The organism is Pasteurella canis, assembly GCF_900454865.1.
Lineage (GTDB): Bacteria > Pseudomonadota > Gammaproteobacteria > Enterobacterales > Pasteurellaceae > Pasteurella > Pasteurella canis.
This window is the reverse complement of record NZ_UGTV01000015.1, coordinates 2076980-2097245: the sequence shown is the minus strand read 5'-3', so window position 1 is coordinate 2097245 and position 20266 is coordinate 2076980. Positions and strand designations below refer to the sequence as shown.

General features: G+C 36.1%; 18 protein-coding genes. 16 read left to right on the top strand and 2 right to left on the bottom strand.

Going from position 1 to position 20266, the window contains the following annotated elements; translation table 11 throughout:
• The first annotated feature begins 40 nt into the window (after window positions 1-40).
• From paeA to hemB, 15 genes are all read left to right on the top strand, one after another.
• Window positions 41-1348 (top strand): polyamine export protein PaeA, encoded by a 1308-nt coding sequence (gene paeA / locus DYE19_RS10500; protein WP_115323496.1) that lies wholly within the window; start codon window positions 41-43, stop codon window positions 1346-1348.
• A gap of 135 nt (window positions 1349-1483) precedes the next feature.
• Window positions 1484-2575, top strand: coding sequence for an anaerobic sulfatase maturase (locus DYE19_RS10495; protein WP_115323495.1), 1092 nt, complete (start codon window positions 1484-1486; stop codon window positions 2573-2575).
• 126 nt (window positions 2576-2701) lie between these two features.
• Entirely contained in the window at window positions 2702-3661 is a 960-nt protein-coding gene (locus DYE19_RS10490) for a tripartite tricarboxylate transporter substrate binding protein (protein ID WP_115323494.1), read from the top strand.
• A 64-nt stretch (window positions 3662-3725) separates the two neighbouring features.
• Entirely contained in the window at window positions 3726-4178 is a 453-nt protein-coding gene (locus DYE19_RS10485) for a tripartite tricarboxylate transporter TctB family protein (RefSeq protein ID WP_049214684.1), read from the top strand.
• Between the two features lie 8 nt (window positions 4179-4186).
• A complete protein-coding gene (locus tag DYE19_RS10480) occupies window positions 4187-5686 on the top strand; it encodes a tripartite tricarboxylate transporter permease (protein WP_115323493.1) in 1500 nt (499 codons plus the stop codon).
• A gap of 9 nt (window positions 5687-5695) precedes the next feature.
• The gene (locus tag DYE19_RS10475; protein WP_115323492.1) at window positions 5696-7057 is read left to right on the top strand and encodes a sulfatase family protein; all 1362 of its coding nucleotides are present in this window, start codon (window positions 5696-5698) and stop codon (window positions 7055-7057) included.
• Between the two features lie 207 nt (window positions 7058-7264).
• Window positions 7265-9214, top strand: a complete 1950-nt coding sequence (locus DYE19_RS10470; protein WP_049214687.1) for an LTA synthase family protein — start codon at window positions 7265-7267, stop codon at window positions 9212-9214.
• 175 nt (window positions 9215-9389) lie between these two features.
• Complete coding sequence (gene nhaA, locus DYE19_RS10465; RefSeq protein WP_049214688.1) at window positions 9390-10574, top strand: Na+/H+ antiporter NhaA; 1185 nt, start codon at window positions 9390-9392, stop codon at window positions 10572-10574.
• A gap of 318 nt (window positions 10575-10892) precedes the next feature.
• On the top strand, window positions 10893-11696 hold the full coding sequence (ubiE, locus tag DYE19_RS10460) for a bifunctional demethylmenaquinone methyltransferase/2-methoxy-6-polyprenyl-1,4-benzoquinol methylase UbiE (RefSeq protein WP_115323491.1): 804 nt from the start codon (window positions 10893-10895) through the stop codon (window positions 11694-11696).
• A 12-nt stretch (window positions 11697-11708) separates the two neighbouring features.
• A complete protein-coding gene (locus DYE19_RS10455; RefSeq protein ID WP_167409476.1) occupies window positions 11709-12350 on the top strand; it encodes a ubiquinone biosynthesis accessory factor UbiJ in 642 nt (213 codons plus the stop codon).
• Window positions 12351-12353: 3 nt separating this feature from the next.
• On the top strand, window positions 12354-13937 hold the full coding sequence (gene ubiB / locus DYE19_RS10450; RefSeq protein WP_115323490.1) for a ubiquinone biosynthesis regulatory protein kinase UbiB: 1584 nt from the start codon (window positions 12354-12356) through the stop codon (window positions 13935-13937).
• 106 nt (window positions 13938-14043) lie between these two features.
• Window positions 14044-14268 carry a Sec-independent protein translocase subunit TatA gene (tatA, locus tag DYE19_RS10445; protein ID WP_049214692.1) on the top strand — a complete coding sequence of 75 codons (225 nt, stop codon included), beginning with the start codon at window positions 14044-14046 and terminating at the stop codon, window positions 14266-14268.
• Window positions 14268-14831, top strand: a complete 564-nt coding sequence (gene tatB, locus DYE19_RS10440) for a Sec-independent protein translocase protein TatB (protein WP_115323489.1) — start codon at window positions 14268-14270, stop codon at window positions 14829-14831. The genes tatA and tatB overlap by 1 nt, the downstream gene beginning before the upstream one ends.
• Entirely contained in the window at window positions 14831-15577 is a 747-nt protein-coding gene (tatC, locus tag DYE19_RS10435) for a twin-arginine translocase subunit TatC (protein WP_115323488.1), read from the top strand. Before tatB ends, tatC begins: the two co-directional genes overlap by 1 nt.
• Before the next feature lie 44 nt (window positions 15578-15621).
• Window positions 15622-16647 (top strand): porphobilinogen synthase, encoded by a 1026-nt coding sequence (gene hemB / locus DYE19_RS10430; protein WP_115323487.1) that lies wholly within the window; start codon window positions 15622-15624, stop codon window positions 16645-16647.
• 80 nt (window positions 16648-16727) lie between these two features.
• Here the strand turns inward: hemB and cysK are convergent, their stop codons facing one another.
• Both cysK and cysZ read right to left on the bottom strand, forming a co-directional pair.
• Complete coding sequence (gene cysK, locus DYE19_RS10425; RefSeq protein ID WP_049214696.1) at window positions 16728-17678, bottom strand: cysteine synthase A; 951 nt, start codon at window positions 17676-17678, stop codon at window positions 16728-16730.
• A 112-nt stretch (window positions 17679-17790) separates the two neighbouring features.
• On the bottom strand, window positions 17791-18606 hold the full coding sequence (gene cysZ / locus DYE19_RS10420; protein ID WP_049214697.1) for a sulfate transporter CysZ: 816 nt from the start codon (window positions 18604-18606) through the stop codon (window positions 17791-17793).
• Between the two features lie 323 nt (window positions 18607-18929).
• Between cysZ and zipA the strand changes: the two genes are divergently transcribed.
• Complete coding sequence (zipA, locus tag DYE19_RS10415; protein WP_115323486.1) at window positions 18930-19964, top strand: cell division protein ZipA; 1035 nt, start codon at window positions 18930-18932, stop codon at window positions 19962-19964.
• Window positions 19965-20266 lie beyond the last annotated feature (302 nt).

Below are 20266 nucleotides of genomic sequence, written 5' to 3'. Positions count from 1 at the left end.
TTCCTAGTTCTATTTTAAATTATCAAAACAGAGATATTTTATGAGTTTATTTGAGGCAATCTTAAGTTTAAGTATATTAATTATTATTAGTGCAGTCATTTCTGCTGCTGAAATGTCTCTTGCGGGGGCACGAAAACTAAAATTACAAAGTTTAGTGAATGAGGGAGATGAACGTGCTGCATTAGTACTTGATCTGCAATCCCAACCTGGCCGTTTCATTACTGTTGTCCAGATTGGTTTAAACATGGTCGCCATTTTAGGTGGGATTATTGGCGAAAGTGCCATCCGTCCGTATTTAGAAAAAACATTAGCAACTCAAATTACGCCTGCATGGTTAGAGACGACTGCTTCTTGGCTGGCTTTTGCAATTGTCACTTCAGCTTTTATTTTATTAGCTGATCTTGTTCCTAAACGCCTTGCTATGATTAATCCTGAAAAAGTCGCATTACGCACAGTACGTATTATGGCTGTTTGCATATTTATCTTGAAACCATTAGTGTGGATTTTTGACTCTATTGCAAATAGTTTTTTCAAATTATTTCGTATCTCCACTATCCGCGAAGAAAATATGACACCAGAAGATATCGTAGCGATAGTTGGTGCTGGTGCAGAAGCAGGCGTAGTCAAAGCACAAGAACATTATCTGATTGAAAATATCTTTGATATGCAAGAAAGAACCGTTACGTCTACGATGACTACACGTGAAAATATCGTATTTTTAGACCGTGCTTTTGATCGCCAAGCTGTCCTTGATACACTCACTAAAAACTCACACTCGAAACTCTTGATTTGTGATAACAGTCTAGATCGTATTTTAGGTTATGTTGAGTCTCATACTTTATTGACTATGTACTTACAAGTAGAAAAGGGAGTTTCGTTGACTGATAGCCGTCTACTACGGAAAGCATTATTTGTACCAGATACACTCTCTTTATTCGAAGTCTTAGAATTATTTAAATCTACTGGGGAAGATTTTGCAGTGATTGTCAATGAGTATGCTCTCGTTGTTGGTCTTATCACATTAAATGATGTGATGAGTATTGTCATGGGTGAATTAGTCTCAAATGAAGAAGAACAAATTGTACGCAGAGATGAAGACTCTTGGCTAATTGATGGCGCGACACCACTCGAAGATGTAATGCGGGCTTTGAATTTAACCAGTTTCCCTGGTGAAGAAAATTATGAAACAATTAGTGGCTTTATGATGTATATGTTACGTAAGATTCCTAAAAAAACTGACTTCGTTCTGTATGATAAATATAAATTTGAAATTATTGATACTGAAAACTTCAAAATAGATCAACTTTTAGTTTCCCTTAGGAAGGATCTTCCAGTTCCCCTAGAATAAAAGAGCAGTTATACATTGCTTCGCTTTATGCCTTACTGTATTACAGTAAGGCTTTTTTTATTTATTATGATCACTATCATAATAGTAACAAATAGCGCTTTGTATTATGGATATATATTTATGTAAGGAGTAATCATGCAAACACCTTTTCAACTTATGGCAAAGCCAACAGGCTCTTTTTGTAACTTGGATTGTAAATATTGCTTTTATCTAGAAAAACCCCACCAACAGCAACGAGCAATGGATGATGAAATACTCGAAACCTACATAAAAAACTATCTGCAGTTTACACCACAAAAAACAGTGACGTTTTTATGGCAAGGAGGAGAGCCTACCCTTGCTGGGCTTGATTTTTATCAAAAAGCCATAGCCCTCCAAGAAAAGTATGCTAATGGGAAAAAAATTTACAACGCCTTACAAACTAACGGTCTATTATTAGATGAACAATGGTGTCAATTTTTGAAAAAAAATAATTTTTTAGTTGGCCTTTCTATTGATGGTCCTGAGCATTTGCATGATATTTATCGTTTAACAAAAAGTCAAAAAGGCACGTTTCATCAAGTTATGAAAGGTTTAGAAAACCTCATTGCTCATAATGTTTCGTTTAACACGCTCACTGTAATACACAAAAAAAACGTATTATTTGGTAAAGAAATATACCAATTCCTAAAAAAAATTGGCTCTAATTATATGCAGTTCATTCCACTCATGGGAGAGTGGGAACAGCAAGCCAGTGCCAAAGATTACGGTCAATTTATGATAGATATTTTTGATGAATGGTATGCCAATGATATTGGAAAAATTGGTGTACAATTTATTGAACAATGGTTAATGGCATTCTTAGGACTTCAACCCAGTTTATGTATATTCCGAAAAACATGTGGGGATCAAATGATCATCGAACAAAATGGTGATATTTTTAGTTGCGATCATTATGTTTACCCACATTACAAAATCGGAAATATTCTTAATACACCATTACAAGATATTGTTTACTCAGCCAAACAGCAACAATTCGGTTTAAGTAAAGAAAAAGTATCGGAAAAATGTCAAAAATGTGAATTTTATTTTGCTTGCCATGGTGGTTGCCCAAAACATAGAACGATACAAGGTTTTGGAGAACCCCATAACATCTTATGTGAAGCATATTATAATGCCCTTTCTCATATGGCACCTAATTTAAAGAAACTAGCGATTTTTTTAAAACAAAAGCAAAAATTGTTATAGTTTTGTGATCCAGTTCACCTCAACAATATGACAACAATCATACAAACTTTATATTTTCTTTTATATGCTATCTATGACTTTCAATCATGATCTCTGATCTCACTCTACTATGTAAGGAGAAGCAAAATGAAAACCTGGAAATCAACAATCAAAGCAAGTTTAGTTGGATTACTTAGCTTAGTCTCAGTATCTGCTTTTACTCAACCAACGTGGCCAACTGGACCAGTCACCATTATTACACCATGGGCAGTAGGGGGACTTGCGGATCAAATTAACCGTGCGATGTCAGAATATGGCCAAGAGCAATATGGTCAACCTCTCCTTGCTGATAATATTTTAGGCTCAGGTGGTGCCGTAGCCTTAACTGAATACACAAAAGAGAAACCGAATACACATAAACTCATTTTAGGTGGAGAGGGTAGCTTTGCTATTGCTCCTTTAACAATGAAAGTTTCTTACAAATTTGAAGACTTTGTTCCAGTCATTAACATTTACTCATCAACATTTGTGTTAGTTTCTAACCCTAAAACAAAAGTAGAAAATATTCCGACACTAAAAGAATATATTGCTAAAGGTAAAAAAATTAAAATTGCTACTAATGGAACAAACTCTTCCGAAGCACTTCAATCTGCTGCGCTTTTCCATGAAATGGGAGCGAAATACCAAATTATTCCTTATGATGGTGCCAATGAAGCATTAACAGCAGTAATCTCAGGCGAAGTTGATTTTGCAACGACACATGCCTCTTTAGCTAAAGAATTTGTGAAAGCTGGAAATGCTAAGGCTGTTGTCGCTTTCGATGAGAAAAAATTGATTGATGATGTTTATAATCTCGATAGTGTGGTCGATCATGGTTATGATACTTGGATGATAAATACTTGTGCTGTATTTATCCGTGCAGGTACAGACCAAGCAATCATTGATAAAAACTACACTGCACTCAAAAATATCTTAGAAAATCCTAAATTACAGCAAACCGCAAAAAATATTGGTATTCGTTTAGATATTAAAGATGGTGCAGCAGTAAAAGCCTATATCGATTCAACTATGGATAAAGCCTCTAAATATTCTAAATTAGTGAAATAGCCCACTATAACCAGCATGGTATAATACTCTCCTATCGTGCTGGTTATTCCTCGGAGATATTGTGATGAAAATAACCTTTCGCCAAGATTTAATCGGTGCAGTCGTGTTTCTTATTTTATCCATCACATTATGGTTGTTAATTCCATTACAAATTATAATTGATGAAGATGAGGGGATCACTGCTCAAACATTTCCTCGCCTCATTATTGGTTTGATGGCACTTTGTAGTGTTATTTTACTGATAAAAGAAATCATCAAAATCTTACGTAAACAACCAAGTAAGATGGTGACTATCCAGCTAACTGATGAACTTAATTCCTTAATTGTCATATTTTTATTAGCACTTTATTGGCTAATGCTTCATTGGTTACCTTTTATGGTCTCCTCGATTATTTTTGCTTTCTTAATGCTACTCTTCTTTCGCTGCCACAATTGGAAATACTACGCTATTGTTGCCAGTGTCATTATTTCTATTGCGCTTATTTTTGAGCATTTGCTACACATTTCGTTACCCTAGGAGTACTTATGTTTGATCAAATGATAGCGGGATTTAACGAATTCTTTAATTGGGGAAGTTTCCTCTATATTAATCTAGGTTTATTTCTTGGCATTGTTTTCGGTTCTGTACCGGGACTCACTGTCATGCTTTGTTTAGTTCTTTTCTTACCAGTCACATACACACTGAATGCGATCCATTCTTTTATGTTTCTGTTAGGTATTTACTGTGCTGGAAGTTATGGTGGCTCAATTTCTGCAATTTTAATTAAAACCCCAGGCACACCTCATGCTGCCGCAACTATGTTAGATGGGCATCCTCTCGCCAAACGAGGGCTGGCACAAAAAGCACTTAATGTCGCACTTTATGCTTCTTTCTTTGGTGGAATAGTCAGTTCATTAGTCCTCCTCTTTCTCGCCCCTGAAGTTGCCAAAATAGCCTTAAAAATGGGCTCGCCAGAATATTTCCTCATTTGTGCATTTGGGCTCACGATCATCGCAGGAGTCAGTGGAGAAAGTTTAATAAAAGGGATTATATCTGGTTGCTTAGGGCTATTTCTTTCTTTTGTTGGAATGGATTTAATTAGCGGCAGTACAATGCGATTTGCCTTTGAAAACATCAACTTATATAGTGGATTCGACTTAGTTGTTGTATTAATAGGATTATTTGCTCTCATTGAAATCGTGAATAAGGGCAGAGATTTAAAAAGCCAACATACTAAACATATAGAGGCTCCTAAGCTTGATAAAGGTACAGTGTCAAAAAGCGAATGGCTACGCTTACCAAAACCACTTACGATAGGATCATTATCAGGTATTCTTGTCGGCATTATTCCAGGTACAGGCGCCTCTATTGCTTCATTCCTCAGTTATGACTTTTCTCGCAAAGTTTCTAAAAAACCCGAAGAATTTGGTCAAGGCTCTGTAGAAGGTATTGCTGCCGCAGAATGTGCTAATAATGCGATTACAGGCACCGCACTTGTTCCATTACTAACACTCGGTATACCTGGCGATGCCGCCGTTGCATTAATGCTCGGTGCTTTAATGATTAACGGATTAACTCCTGGACCAAATTTATTCCAAAATCATGGTCCTGCCGTCTATGCTATTATGATAGGACTCATTTTTGTCAATATTTTCATGTTAATACAAGGAAAATACCTGCTTAAGTTTTTTGCAAAAGTCGTTAAGATTCCACAGCAAATTCTCATTCCTATTATTGCAGTATTCTGTTTCGCAGGCGCTTATTCACTAAAAGAATCAATGTTCGATGTAGGAACTGCAGTTGTATTTGGTGTTATCGCATACATTATGGATAAACTAGGTTTCTCTGCTGTCCCAACATTACTTGGATTAGTACTTGGGGCATTAACTGAAAAAAATCTGCGTCGCGCTTTACTGATATCTGATGGTGACTGGAGTATTTTTATTGAAAGACCATTTTCACTGGCATTCTGTCTATTAATTTTAGCGACTATCGTCAGTATTGTATTCAATAATTACAAAAAGGCGAAAAAGTCTAATCAATAAGGAAATATCATGAATAAACCTAATATTATTTTTTATTTTACTGACCAACAACGCTGGGATACCGTAGGCACTTATGGGCAACCTCTTGATATCACTCCAACTTTAGATAAATTAGCTGAAGACGGGGTTGTTTTCGAGGAAGCTTATTCATCTCAACCTGTATGTGGACCATGCCGTTCTATTTTTCAAACAGGTTTATATCCAACAGAAACGGGCTGTTTCCGCAATAACATCGCACTACCTGCAAACGTAAAAACACTTGCTGATTACTTCAATGAAAATAATTATGAGACTGCTTATATTGGTAAATGGCATTTAGCTAGCGATGGTGAGTTAGAAGAGGAACCTATTATTGATTACACAATATCAGCTATTCCACCAGAGCGTCGTGGTGGTTATAAAGGTTTCTGGCGTGCATCAGATGTTTTAGAATTTACATCACATGGTTACGATGGCTATGTATTCGATGAGAATATGAATAAATGTGAATTTAAAGGTTATCGAGTGGATTGTATCACTGACTTTGCACTGGAATATCTTGACCAATATCAAGGCGAGAAGCCTTTCTTCATGACTATTTCACATATTGAACCCCATCACCAAAATGATCATCATCGTTACGAAGGACCACATGGTTCAAAAGTTCGCTTCAAAAATTTTGAATTACCAAAAGACTTAGCTGAACTACAAGGTAATGCTGAAGAAATGTATCCTGATTACTTAGGATGTTGCCGTAGTTTAGATGATAATCTTGCTCGTCTCGTCGATAAACTGAAAGAAAAAAATCTGTATGACAATACGATTATTGTCTTTGCATCCGATCATGGTTCACATTTTATGACTCGTAATACAGATGAAAACTTAAATGGTTATGATGATTATAAACGTTCTTGCCATTCTTCTGCACTACATGTTCCTCTTGTCATTATAGGAGGAGCATTTAAAGGAGGAAAACGAGTAAAAGATCTTGTCAGCACCGCGAGTTTACCAAAAACGTTTCTTGCTATGGCAGGTATTGATGTCGGTGATGCTATGATTGGTGAAAACCTACAGGATGTAGTAGAAAATAAAATTCCAAACCGTGTCAATGAAGTATTCGCTCAAATCAGTGAGAGTCGTGTAGGACGTTGTATACGTACAGAAAAATACCTCTACAGTGTTTTTGCACCCAACAAACATGGAGGACAGCATGCAAGTAGCGATGTTTATCAAGAAGACTTCCTCTATGATTTGGAGAAAGATCCTTATGAATTAAATAACTTAGTGCGTGATCCTAATTATGAGCCAGTGAGAATTGAGCTGCGTGAAAAACTTTGCCAACATATGGAAAAAGCAAAAGAAACACGTCCTACAATTTTACCTGCTAGTTAAGATGTAAATCACTATCACTCTCTGTTCTCATCTAACATGCATGATAATAGAGAGTGATTTTTTATTAAAACAAATTAACTAAAAAAGATAACTTAATAGGGTGTTTTCACAACCTTAATGAAAATAGAATGAGAATAAAGAAATTATTTTTTAAAAGTACTGTCTAATCTCTATTAATTAATTCTTATTTTCAATTAGGCTACTAATATGTGTTCAAATTCTGCAAAAAACAACCGCACTTTACTCTTCCCTATTTTCTTTTTCATTGCCATTAACTTACTTATTTTCAGCTTATCTCGCTTAGGACTTGCCTTATGGCAAGCGGATCGAGTTAACGCAGTAGATGGCTGGTTAACATTATTTTTACAAGGTATTCGTATTGATATCGTTTCTCTTTGCTATTTATTTGGTGTACCTGCCTTACTCACGGTATTACTTTATCATCACAACTCACTTGGATATATTTGGCAAAAAATACTCAGAGTTTGGCTTACTTTTGGCAGTGTTTTTATTCTTTTTATGGAAATTGCAACACCTGCTTTTATTGAAACCTACGACTTTCGTCCTAATCGCTTATTCATAGAATATTTAATTTATCCTAAAGAAGTATTTAGTATGTTAATGGAGGGTCATTTACTCGCTATGCTCCTCACATTAACGATCACAACAATTGCAACCCTTATTTACTGGAAATTAGCAGGATGGGCAGTACAACGTCTTTATTCACCAAGTTGGAAATTCCGACCATTTATTGCATTGCTAGTGATAGCTATTTCTTTTATTGGTGCAAGATCGACCTTTGCTCATAGAGGCATCAATCCAGCAATGGTTGCGTTTTCCTCAGATGCTTTAGTCAATTCGTTAGTTCTAAATTCAGGCTATTCCGTCATTTACGCGGCTCAACAATTTAAAGATGAAGATAATTCATCTGCCCTTTATGGAAAGATGGATATAGAAGAAATGTTACGTATCGTCAAACAAAGTCGAGGAAGACCTGAAAGTGATTATATTTCATCACAAATCCCTACTCTAACGACAAACCAAGCGACCTATCAAGGTAAACCTAAAAATATTGTGATTATTTTAGAAGAAAGTCTCGGTGCACAATTTATTGGTAGTTTAGGGGGATTACCGCTTTCCCCCGAATTTGACAAACTTGTGCAAGAAGGCTGGTTATTTGAAAATTTATACGCTACGGGCACACGTTCAGTGCGTGGTATCGAAGCAATCACGGCTGGATTCACCCCCACACCAGCTCGAGCTGTGGTAAAACTGAGTAATAGCCAACATGGATTTTTTACAATTGCAGAATTATTATCAAAACAAGGATATCACACGTCTTTTATTTATGGTGGAGAAAAACATTTTGATAATATGGCAAGCTTCTTTTATGGTAATGGCTTCCAAGAAATCATAGATGAAAAAGATTATGTCAATCCAAAATTCCAAGCGACATGGGGAATGAGTGATGAAGATCTGTTTGATAAAGCACATGAGACTTTCACAAAGCTACACAATGAAGGCAAGCCTTTTTTTAGTTTAGTATTTAGCTCAAGTAACCATGATCCTTTTGAATTTCCAGACGGTAAAATAGAACTTTATGAGCAACCAAAGCAAACACGCAAAAATGCAGCCAAATATGCAGACTATGCGATAGGTCATTTTTTCCGTCTCGCCAAACCATCTAACTATTGGCAAGATACTTTGTTCTTAGTTATTGCAGACCATGACTCACGCGTTGGTGGCGCTGCATTAGTGCCAATTAAACATTTCCATATTCCTGCTTTATTCATTGGTGAAGGCATTGAAACAAAACGTGATCCTCGTTTAGTCAGCCAAATTGATATGCCAACAACACTACTTTCACTTGCTGGTATTAGTGGAAATTACCCAATGATTGGCTATGACTTAACAAAAGATGTCAATCCAAATCGAGCTTTCATGCAATATGATCAAACGCAAGCGATGATGAAAGGTTCAGATGTTGTGATTTTAACACCTAAAACAGAACCTAGAGGCTACCACTATGATCGCCACACAGCTGAATTCACCGAGAAATCTCTTCCTGATGAACTAAAAAAAGAAGCATTAGCTCATGCATTATTAGGTAGTTATTTATATAAGAATCGGTTATATAAATCGGAAGATAAAAAATAACTTAAAATAGGAACAATCTTACTTATTACGAACTTAAAAGATTGAATTATGTACAAAAAATTAAAATAAATGGATAAAATTACAAATAATCAGGCAATTGCAGGTTATTTTATTTCATTTTTCAGCACAAAAAGTGATATAAATAACAAGATTACAAATAAAACAAGAGGGAAAAATGTTAACACCAATCCATAATTTTTTAAAACAAGAAGCCGCGGGAGGCATTTTACTTTTTATCTTTGCAACATTAGCGATTATTTTAGCTAATACGCCTTTAAGCGATCTTTATTTTAGTTTTTTACAAACTCCTGTCAGTGTACAAATAGGCACCTTCATTATTAATAAGCCATTACTTATGTGGGTAAACGATGGTTTAATGGCAATCTTCTTCATGTTAGTTGGAATGGAAGTTAAACGTGAGTTACTAGAGGGATCATTATCAAGCTACCAACGTGCAATTTTCCCAGCCATTGCTGCTATTGGCGGAATGGTTATTCCAGCAGTTATTTTTGTTTTATTCAATTCAGGGCATCCAGAATATCAAGAAGGTTGGGCTATCCCAATGGCAACAGATATTGCCTTTGCTTTAGGTGTAGTCGCGTTATTAGGTAAACGCGTTCCTTTAGCACTGAAAATTTTCTTACTTGCGTTAGCAATTATTGATGACTTAGGCGCAATCGTTGTGATCGCCCTATTCTTCTCTCATGATTTAAGTCCACAGGCATTTCTCTTTGCTGGTATTGCTGTCGCCATCCTCATTACAATGAATCGTTTAAAAATCACTGCTCTGTCCGCTTATGGCATTGTAGGCATCATCCTTTGGGCATCCGTATTAAAGTCAGGCGTACATGCCACATTAGCAGGTGTTATCATCGGCTTTTGTATTCCGCTTAATGGTAAAAAAGGTGAGCGTCCATTAGATGACTTTGAGCATACCCTTTCACCTTGGAGTGCTTTTGCTATTTTACCATTATTCGCTTTCTGTAATGCTGGTGTTTCCCTACTAGGCATGGGCATAGATAATCTGACATCAACATTACCTGTAGGCATTGCACTAGGTCTTTTAGTAGGTAAACCATTAGGAATTTTCTCATTCTGTTTTATTGCGGTAAAACTTGGTATTGCGAAACTCTCAGAAGGTATTAACTTTAAGCAAATTTTTGCAGTTTCCGTACTCTGTGGTATTGGTTTCACAATGTCAATGTTCCTTGCAGGGCTAGCGTTTGGCGGTGAAACAAGTAATGAAAATGTCACTGCATTAGCCCGCCTAGGTATTCTGATGGGCTCAGGTCTCTCTGCACTTTTAGGCTATTTCTTATTAAAATTATGTACTAAGAATACTTCTGAAGCAGAAGTCTAGTTCAACACTTTATTTAATTACTATCGCCGCCATAAAAAAGTCTTATGGCGGCTTATCCTCCCAAACTTTCACTTATAACATCAAAATTTCTTCTTTCAGGAAAATTTAACTCTATATAAGCTAACTTTAGGCTATCTCAAACAATATTTTTCGTTAAAAAAACGCTCATAATGTCATTATTAGAACTATTGTAGTAAACATTCGTAAATGAAATGTTACATACTCTAATACGATGTGCATAGAGAATAGAAAAAGAGCGGCATTATCTGCTATTTTTTGCTATCCTTAGAACAATTTTCAGTTCTATGGACAATATTTATGACAAACCAAACAAATCTAGAACAAGATCAGCCGCGTCAACAACCACAATTCGATAGCAATGAAGAAACGACCCATTTTGGGTTTAAAACTGTTGCAAAATCAGAAAAACAAAAAATGGTCGCAAATGTCTTTCATTCTGTTGCAGGTAAATACGATCTGATGAATGACTTACTCTCTTTCGGTATTCATCGTGTCTGGAAGCGCTTTACGATCGATTGTAGTGGTGTTCGTAAAGGCCATAAAGTCTTAGATCTGGCAGGTGGTACAGGTGATTTTACTGCAAAATTCTCACGTATAGTGGGGGACACTGGGGAAGTCATACTCGCTGATATTAATGACTCGATGTTACGCGTTGGACGTGAAAAACTACGTAATCTCGGCGTAGTTGGTAATGTGAATTATGTTCAAGCTAATGCTGAAGCTCTTCCCTTCCCTGACAATACGTTTGATTGTGTCATCATCAGCTTTGGTTTACGTAATGTAACAGATAAAGACAAAGCACTACGTTCCATGTTTCGCGTATTAAAACCAGGTGGTCGCTTATTAGTCCTCGAATTTTCAAAACCAATCTTGGATCCATTGAGCAAAATTTATAATTTTTATTCTTTCAATATTCTACCTAAAATTGGCGAAGTTGTAGTAAATGATGGTGAGAGTTATCGCTACTTAGCAGAGTCTATTCGAATGCATCCTGAACAAGATATACTCAAACAAATGATGACTGAGGCAGGTTTTGAACAAGTAAATTATTACAATCTAAGTGCTGGAATTGTTGCCTTACATCGAGGCTATAAATTTTAATCTGGAGGATGAATGACGTTTTTACAACAACTCATGCTACCGCAACTGATTAATGGCACATTAGAAAGTGTATTAAACCACTTTATCCAACATACCACCCAATGTGAGCCTTATTTGCGCAAGCTTAATAACAAAGTATTACAAGTCAAATTACAAAAATTAGAATTACCTATCTATTTCCTCTTCTCATTACAACGGATCGATTTACTCAATCAGTATGAGGGAGAAAGCGATTGTGCAATTAATATTGCACCAAGTTTACTCCTACATTTGCCCAAGAAATCTCAACTCAGCCAATTTATCAATGATAAATCAATTTTGTTGCAAGGTGATTTACAAGTATTACAAGACTTCGTTGCACTCATTGAATTTTTAGAAAAGGATCCCGCTGAATTGTTATCACGCTATATTGGCGATGTCCCAGCACAAAGTGCGGTAGATTTTTTTAAAAAATTACACCAAATCATGCAACATAAACTATCACAAAGCCAACAATTTTGGAGCGAGCGTTTAACGGAAGAGTGGCAAGTTGTCTCACCAAGTTTAGCAATTGCCGATTTTTGTGACCAAGTTAACACGTTAGAAAAAGATACTATACTTTTAGAGCAAAAAATTAACAAACTCTATGCACAAAACGCACAGAAAAATGGATAAATAATGCACTTAAATGACATCAAACACTTATATAAAATCATCAAAACTTTCTTAAGTTATGGTATTGATGAGGCATTACCACAAAATCACTACACTCGTCCCATTCGTTGTTGGCGCAAAAGCTTATTTTGGCTACGCAATCAACACCAAGAAAAATCCTTTGGATTACGTTTACGCCTAGCACTACAAGAGCTCGGCCCAGTCTGGATTAAATTAGGACAGATGCTCTCTACCCGCCGTGATTTATTCCCTGCTGAAATTGCTGATGAACTGGCTTTATTACAAGATCAAGTTGAAGCTTTTGATGGCAAAATTGCACGTGTTCAAATTGAACAAGCACTAGGCGCACCATTAGAAACTTGGTTTGAGCATTTCGATGAAAATGCGTTAGCCTCTGCATCAATTGCACAAGTTCATACTGCGAAATTTAAACAAAACGGACCGTACTTAAATACGCATATCGCAGGCAAAGAAGTCGTACTCAAAGTACTACGACCTCATATTCAACAAATGATCGACTCTGATCTTAGCTTGATGTATAAGCTCGCGAGTTGGATCCCTCGTTTAAATACCGAAGGACATCGCTTGCGTCCAGTAGAAGTAGTACGAGAATATGAAAAGACATTACGCGATGAACTCGATTTACGACGTGAAATGGCAAATGCAATTCAACTACGAGCAAATTTTGAAAATAGTCCTATGTTATATATACCAGAAATGTATCAACAATTCTGCCATAAAAATGTGATTGTTATGGAACGTATTTATGGCATCCCTGTGTCAAATATTGCTGAATTGCAAGCAAATGGGACAAATATGAAACTGCTTGCTGAACGCGGTGTCCAAGTCTTCTTCACCCAAGTTTTTCGGGATAGTTTCTTCCACGCAGATATGCATCCTGGTAATATTTTTGTTAATCCAAATTATCCAGAAAATCCGCAATATATCGGTATTGATTGTGGTATCGTCGGGCGCTTAAATGACCATGACAAACGCTATTTAGCAGAAAGTTTTGTGGCTTTTTTTAACCGTGATTACCGTCGTGTAGCACAAATGCATGTTGAATCAGGCTGGACACCTAAAGACACCAACATTGATCATTTCGAACAAGCATTTCGTGAAGTATGTGAGCCTATCTTTGCTAAGCCTCTGTCAGAAATATCTTTCGGACATGTACTGTTAAACCTATTCAATGTTGCGCGAGAATATAATATGGAGGTTCAGCCACAATTAGTACTGTTACAAAAAACTTTGTTATATATTGAAGGGTTAGGCAGACAACTTTACCCACAACTTGATTTATGGGACACTGCCAAACCTTTTTTACAAAAATGGTTAGATGAGCAAATGGGAGTTAAAGCTTTTGCAAAGTCAGTCAGACAAAAGCTACCTTATTGGCGTGAGCATGTTGTTGATCTTCCTGAAAATATCATGGAGGCATTACAACAACAAAAAATTATCGCCAAACAGTTAACCTCAATTAACCAAACGTTAATGCGAAAACAACAAAACGGTCGATTAAAATTCTTTTTACTCGGTTTAAGTTGTGGCATAGCATTTTGGCTACTTACAACTATATTGAGCTGATCAAACTCAACAAAATATAAAATAATGTGAATTGACTATTGTTCAAAAGCGCTAAAACCGCTATATTCACGAACGGTTATTTTTTAAAACAAAAGAAGGAAAAAATATGGGTGGCATTAGTATTTGGCAACTCCTTATCGTTGTCGCGATCGTCGTTTTATTGTTTGGCACAAAAAAATTAAGAACTCTTGGTTCTGATTTAGGCGAATCTGTAAAAGGTTTCAAAAAAGCAATGGCGGATGAACCAAAAGATGCAGAATTCAAATCTTTAAAAGACGAAAGTGAAACTGCGACAAATACAGAAAAAGTAAAAGATAAAGAACAAGTATAATGTTTGACATTGGTTTTTCTGAACTCTTTCTGATTCTTATAATAGGCTTAGTTGTACTTGGTCCTAAACGTATGCCTGTTGCAATTCGAACAGTGATGGGGTGGGTTGCAACTATCCGTGGTTTAGCGTCAAATGTGCAAAATGAACTTAAACAAGAGCTCAAATTGCAAGAATTACAAGAAAGCATAAAAAAGGCGGAAGAATTTAATTTAAAACAACTCTCACCTGATTTAAGTCAAACGGTCGAAGATCTAAAAGCTTCTGCTGAAAAAATGCGTGTAGAACTGGAACGAAAAGCAGCAGAAACGAATACGACAATTGAAGAACAAATCAAACAAATGAAAACAGTGGCAGAGCAATCAATACCATCTTCAGAACCAAACAATATTGAGTCTGCAGAAAAGGAACAATTTGCTGAGCTCTCTCCAGCAGAGCAAGCAGAGTTAGCTGAAGAACATGATGAAATGGCACATATTCAACAGTACTATACCGATGATTATGATGCGTCTATACTTGCAACTGAACTTAAACCTCAAACTGAAATTCAAGATAAGAAAATATAATGAGCGTTGAAGAATCTCAGCCCCTAATTAGCCATTTAATGGAATTACGTGATCGTTTATTACGATCTATTATCTTTGTGGCGGTCGTATTTTGTGGGTTAGTTTATTTTGCTAATGATATTTATAACTTTGTTGCCTCACCATTGGTCGATGTGTTGCCATCTGGTGCCAGCATGATAGCAACTAATATTGCAACACCTTTTTTTACTCCAATAAAATTAACAGCCGTTGTTGCAGTCTTTATTTCTGTACCCTATTTGTTATATCAACTGTGGGCATTTGTTGCGCCCGCTTTATATCAACATGAAAAGCGTCTTATTTATCCACTCCTATTTTCTAGTACATTGTTATTTTATTTAGGTGTGGCTTTTGCTTATTATATAGTCTTTCCATTAGTATTCGGCTTTTTAACAAAAACGGCCCCTGCGGGTGTTGCTATTGCAACAGATATCAGTAGTTACTTAGATTTTGTATTGACAATTTTTCTTGCTTTTGGTGTTTGTTTTGAAGTCCCTATCGCTATCATTTTGCTTTGTTGGACAGGTGTCACTACTCCAGAGGATTTAAAAGTAAAACGCCCATATATTATCGTAGCTGCATTTGTTATTGGTATGCTACTTACACCACCAGATATTTTTTCACAAACTCTACTTGCTATACCAATGTGGTTGCTGTTTGAGCTAGGTGTTATTTTTGCACGTTTTTACCGTCCAAAAGATGAAACTGAAGATCAATCAATAAATTAGCAAAGGGGCAAACAGCCCCTTTTTCTCATCAGTAAGGAATAAATATGACTAAACAAATTTTTACAGGCTTCCCACAACGCCGATTACGTCGTATGCGTAAACAAGAATTTAGTCGCCGCTTGATGGCAGAAAATAAATTAACTGCTGATGATCTCATCTATCCAGTGTTTATTCTTGAAGGTGAGAATTATCGTGAACCAGTCTCCTCTATGCCAGGCGTTGAACGATTAACTATTGACCAACTTTTGCTTGAAGCTGACTTTTTAGTCAAATATGGCGTTCCTGTTATCGCTCTTTTTCCCGTTATTGAGCAAACTAAAAAATCCTTAATGGCAGAAGAGGCTTACAATCCAAATGGATTAGTACAACGCGCAGTAAAAGCTTTAAAAGCCAAATATCCAACACAACTAGGCGTGTTAACTGATATCGCACTTGATCCTTATACTGTTCATGGTCAAGACGGTATTATTGATGAAAATGGTTATGTACTAAATGACATCACTAGCGATATATTAGTTAAGCAAGCACTTTCTCATGCCCAAGCTGGCGCAGATATTGTTGCACCAAGTGATATGATGGATGGAAGAATTGGAAAAATTCGTCATTCACTCGAAGATAATGGTTTCACTAACACACTAATCATGGCATATTCTGCTAAATATGCCTCTCACTACTATGGACCATTCCGTGATGCGGTCGGCTCAGCAGCTAACTTAAAAGGTAGCGATAAAAAAACGTATCAACTCGATCCTGCTAATAGCGATGAAGGACTACAAGAAGTTGCTTTGGACTTACAAGAAGGCGCTGATATGGTGATGGTGAAGCCTGGTATGCCATATTTAGATTTAGTTTACCGTGTAAAAACACATTTTGGCGTACCAACTTTTGCTTATCAAGTATCTGGAGAATACGCTATGCACCAAGCAGCAATCCAAAATGGATGGCTAAAAGAAAAAGAATGTATCATGGAGTCATTACTTTGCTTCAAACGCGCAGGTGCTGATGGAATCTTAACTTACTATGCAAAACAAGTTGCAGAATGGCTCTATTTAGAACATCAGAATAAATAGATTCAAGTATTTCGACTAAAAAAGAGCGGCTAAATTTTGTTAAACTTCGACCGCTCTTATCATGATAGGATAATATTAAATCAGCTCTCTATCCCTTCAAATAGTGCTGTACTTAAATAACGCTCTGAAGCAGATGGAAGAATAACAACAATCAATTTATCTTTAAATTCAGGTAATTTAGCTAAACGATCTGCTGCCGCAACTGCTGCACCAGAAGAAATGCCTCCTAAAATCCCTTCTTCTGCCATTAAACGACGCGCAGTGGCAATAGCTTCATCACTACTCACCGTTTCAACTAAATCAATTAAAGAAAGATCTAGGTTTTTAGGAATAAAGCCTGCTCCAATGCCTTGAATCTTATGTGGACCGGGTTGTAAGCTCTCACCTGCTAACGCCTGAGTAATGATAGGTGATTCTTTAGGCTCAACTGCAACAGATAAAATTTGTTTACCTTGTTCTAATTTAATATAACGACTAGTACCTGTAATTGTCCCACCAGTGCCGACACCTGCAACTAATACATCGATTTTACCTTCAGTATCACGCCAAATCTCTGGTCCTGTTGTTTGTTGATGAACTGCTGGATTAGCAGGATTCTCGAACTGTTTTAACATGATATAACGCTGAGGCTCAGAGGCGACAATTTCTTCAGCTTTTTCAATTGCACCTTTCATTCCTTTAGAGCCTTCAGTGAGTACTAAATTTACACCTAAACTACGCAATAAACGCTTACGTTCAGTACTCATCGTTTCTGGCATAGTCAATGTGAGCTTATAACCACGTGCAGCAGCCACATAAGCTAATGCTATTCCTGTATTACCACTAGTTGCATCAACAATTTCTTTCTCTTTTGTAAGTAACCCATCTTTTTCTGCTTGCCATACCATATTCGCACCAATACGGCACTTGACACTAAAACTTGGATTTCGTCCCTCAATTTTAACAACAATATTGCCATTTTGACCAAAATGTTTTAGTCGTACTAATGGGGTATTACCTATAGAATAAGAATTATCTGCATAAATAGTCATTTTATTTTCCTTTTAGATTCAATCCATTGCAAATTACATGTTAAGTAAGTTATTTCTAACATAAGTTAACTTCTAGAAAAAATAGTCATTTGCTATATTTTATAACTAAATACTATTTTACGATTTCTGAACTAGCCTTACTTAAAGCTCTCACTGTATTCGTTGGTAATATTTGTTTATGCAATCCTAAATGCTCACGAAAGTTATCAACCCACATAGCTGTAGCACCACAAACAGCCACAGGAATAACGACTAAATTCACTAATGGAATAAATGTACACAACATAACTAAACCACCAAACGTTAAACTTAATGTCCGCTTAGTAGCAAGCTCTTCTTTCATCACAAAAAAAGGGACTTTATGATTATCAAATGGGTAGTCACAATACTGTATAGCCATCATCCAAGCTGTAAAAGCTGTGGTTATCACAGGAATAATACTTTGTCCTAAAAAAGGAATAAGTCCTAATAAAAACAAAACGATCAGCTTAGGTAAACTATACGTTAGCTTTTGCCATTCACGTGCGAGCATGCGAGGAATATCTTTGAGAAAATCCCAGATACTTCCTTCAATAACAACCTCACCAGTAAGCATTTTTTCTACTTTTTCAGCCAATAAGCCATTAAATGGTGCAGCAATAAAACCTGATAGTGCTGTGAAAATAAAATAGAAGAAAATTAAAATCATCAAAATAGATAAAACTAGCAAAATCGAACTCAGCCAGCTTAACCATTCTGGAATGTAACTTATTACGCTATCAATCATACGCTCAATTTGCGTAATGAATAGCCAAAATAGACCTGTTAGTAATACAACATTTAACAAAATTGGCATCACGACAAAACGACGTAGCCCCTTTTGAGTAATTAAATGCCACCCCATCATAAAATAATGGAACCCTTGTTTAACTTCAGATTGTTGTAACATTATTGCTCCCCGTAAATACACAAAGCAGTTAGGATACAAAGTGCGCTTTAAAAAATCAATTTTCTCATGCTTCTTAATCGATACAAATATCACACTATAGTGAAGATTTAAAATAGTCCTCTAATCTCCTATAAATAGCTCATCACATTCTCCAGAATACAAAATACATCTTGCTCTTCACCTTATTTTCACATCCTCGCTATAACTAGATAATCTGTTTATTTTTAGATGAAAATATCCAGATAACAAATGTTAAACAAGCTTTAGAAAATATGATAAGCTTATGCGGATTTTATCCCTTTAATAATGGCGAGGAATGGGTAATGGATTTAAATACAATTTTAATTATTTTAGGTATTATCGCTTTAATTATCTTAGTGGTACATGGGCTATGGGCAAACCGTCGTGAAAAATCACAATACTTTAAAAATGCCAATACCTTTACTCGGGATTCTCGTTTAAGAGAACCGCCCGCACATGTCCAAGCACCTAATACATCAGAAATAAGTGCTACAGAGTCAAACACAATTGTATCTGTTCAATCTCCTTCGCCAGAGACACAAACTTATAATCTATCTACCCAAACAGCGCCAGAGCCACAACAGCATACTTTTACTTTTGAAGCAGAACAGCAACTTGTACATGAACAACAAGCTGTTGAACAAGCTCTTGAAAACATTAAAATCAGTCTACCAAATATAGAACAACCTATTTATCAAGCGAGTATTGAACCTGTTTCCCAAACACCCTCACCCGTTTTAACGACCATTGCAGAGGCTGAAAGCTATGCTGATCAAGAAGATGGCATTGATACTCACTCTGATGAATTACGCCAACAATTAGCTGAGTTAGCACAACAATCGCCTTCTGTCACGCTTGCATCATTACGAGAAGAAAGTGAAATCGCAGAGGAAAAACGACATGAGGCGAAAAAAATCGAATCTAACGCAGAGATAAACGAACAATCATCTTTTGTAATGATGTATGTTGTTGCACCTGAAAATTATGTATTTCAGGGTGCAAAATTAGCAAAAATTCTTGATGAATTAGGATTTTTATTTGGTGAACATAACATTTACCATCGTCATTCTGATTTAAGTGTAAATAGCCCAGTCTTGTTTAGTGTTGCGAATATCCAACAACCAGGTACTTTTGATTATAATATGTATGATTTTTCAACTGTTGGGATTGCACTATTTATGCAGCTTCCTTCTGAGGGAAATGATTTGATGAATCTGCGTATGATGATTCGTGCAGCAAAAAGTATCGCAGAAGAACTAGAGGGATTTGTATTAACTGATAAACAAGAAATATTCGATGAGCAAGCAGAAAAAGCTTATTTAGCACGAGTGAAATAAGCACGAAATGTGCTACAAGTAACCTCTCTTTCCTTCATCAGACATAATAAAAAGGAGTAAATTTGATAAAATATCAAATTTACTCCTTTTTAATTTTCCACTTTATATTCATGGTCATCATGAATAACTGTTTAAATTATTTCATTATTCACTTACAAACTCAGGTCATTTCGGTGTTATTGTGACTAAAATGTAGTGAAACTATTAATTCTGCTCAGCATTTAATCAGAATAAAAAATCTGCACTCAAATTAACAGTGAAACTTTAAAGTGCAGATTATGACTCTTATCAAAAAGAAATTA

Excerpts from the sequence above, each read along its gene's own strand:
- paeA (WP_115323496.1), top strand. The coding sequence starts at position 41 with ATGAGTTTATTTGAGGCAATCTTAAGTTTAAGTATATTAATTATTATT.
- DYE19_RS10475 (WP_115323492.1), top strand. The coding sequence starts at position 5,696 with ATGAATAAACCTAATATTATTTTTTATTTTACTGACCAACAACGCTGG.
- DYE19_RS10470 (WP_049214687.1), top strand. The coding sequence starts at position 7,265 with ATGTGTTCAAATTCTGCAAAAAACAACCGCACTTTACTCTTCCCTATT.
- DYE19_RS10455 (WP_167409476.1), top strand. The coding sequence starts at position 11,709 with ATGACGTTTTTACAACAACTCATGCTACCGCAACTGATTAATGGCACA.
- cysZ (WP_049214697.1), bottom strand. The coding sequence starts at position 18,606 with ATGTTACAACAATCTGAAGTTAAACAAGGGTTCCATTATTTTATGATG.
- tatC (WP_115323488.1), top strand. The coding sequence starts at position 14,831 with ATGAGCGTTGAAGAATCTCAGCCCCTAATTAGCCATTTAATGGAATTA.
- DYE19_RS10480 (WP_115323493.1), top strand. The coding sequence starts at position 4,187 with ATGTTTGATCAAATGATAGCGGGATTTAACGAATTCTTTAATTGGGGA.
- tatB (WP_115323489.1), top strand. The coding sequence starts at position 14,268 with ATGTTTGACATTGGTTTTTCTGAACTCTTTCTGATTCTTATAATAGGC.
- nhaA (WP_049214688.1), top strand. The coding sequence starts at position 9,390 with ATGTTAACACCAATCCATAATTTTTTAAAACAAGAAGCCGCGGGAGGC.
- DYE19_RS10485 (WP_049214684.1), top strand. The coding sequence starts at position 3,726 with ATGAAAATAACCTTTCGCCAAGATTTAATCGGTGCAGTCGTGTTTCTT.
- cysK (WP_049214696.1), bottom strand. The coding sequence starts at position 17,678 with ATGACTATTTATGCAGATAATTCTTATTCTATAGGTAATACCCCATTA.
- ubiE (WP_115323491.1), top strand. The coding sequence starts at position 10,893 with ATGACAAACCAAACAAATCTAGAACAAGATCAGCCGCGTCAACAACCA.
- hemB (WP_115323487.1), top strand. The coding sequence starts at position 15,622 with ATGACTAAACAAATTTTTACAGGCTTCCCACAACGCCGATTACGTCGT.
- tatA (WP_049214692.1), top strand. The coding sequence starts at position 14,044 with ATGGGTGGCATTAGTATTTGGCAACTCCTTATCGTTGTCGCGATCGTC.
- DYE19_RS10495 (WP_115323495.1), top strand. The coding sequence starts at position 1,484 with ATGCAAACACCTTTTCAACTTATGGCAAAGCCAACAGGCTCTTTTTGT.
- zipA (WP_115323486.1), top strand. The coding sequence starts at position 18,930 with ATGGATTTAAATACAATTTTAATTATTTTAGGTATTATCGCTTTAATT.
- ubiB (WP_115323490.1), top strand. The coding sequence starts at position 12,354 with ATGCACTTAAATGACATCAAACACTTATATAAAATCATCAAAACTTTC.
- DYE19_RS10490 (WP_115323494.1), top strand. The coding sequence starts at position 2,702 with ATGAAAACCTGGAAATCAACAATCAAAGCAAGTTTAGTTGGATTACTT.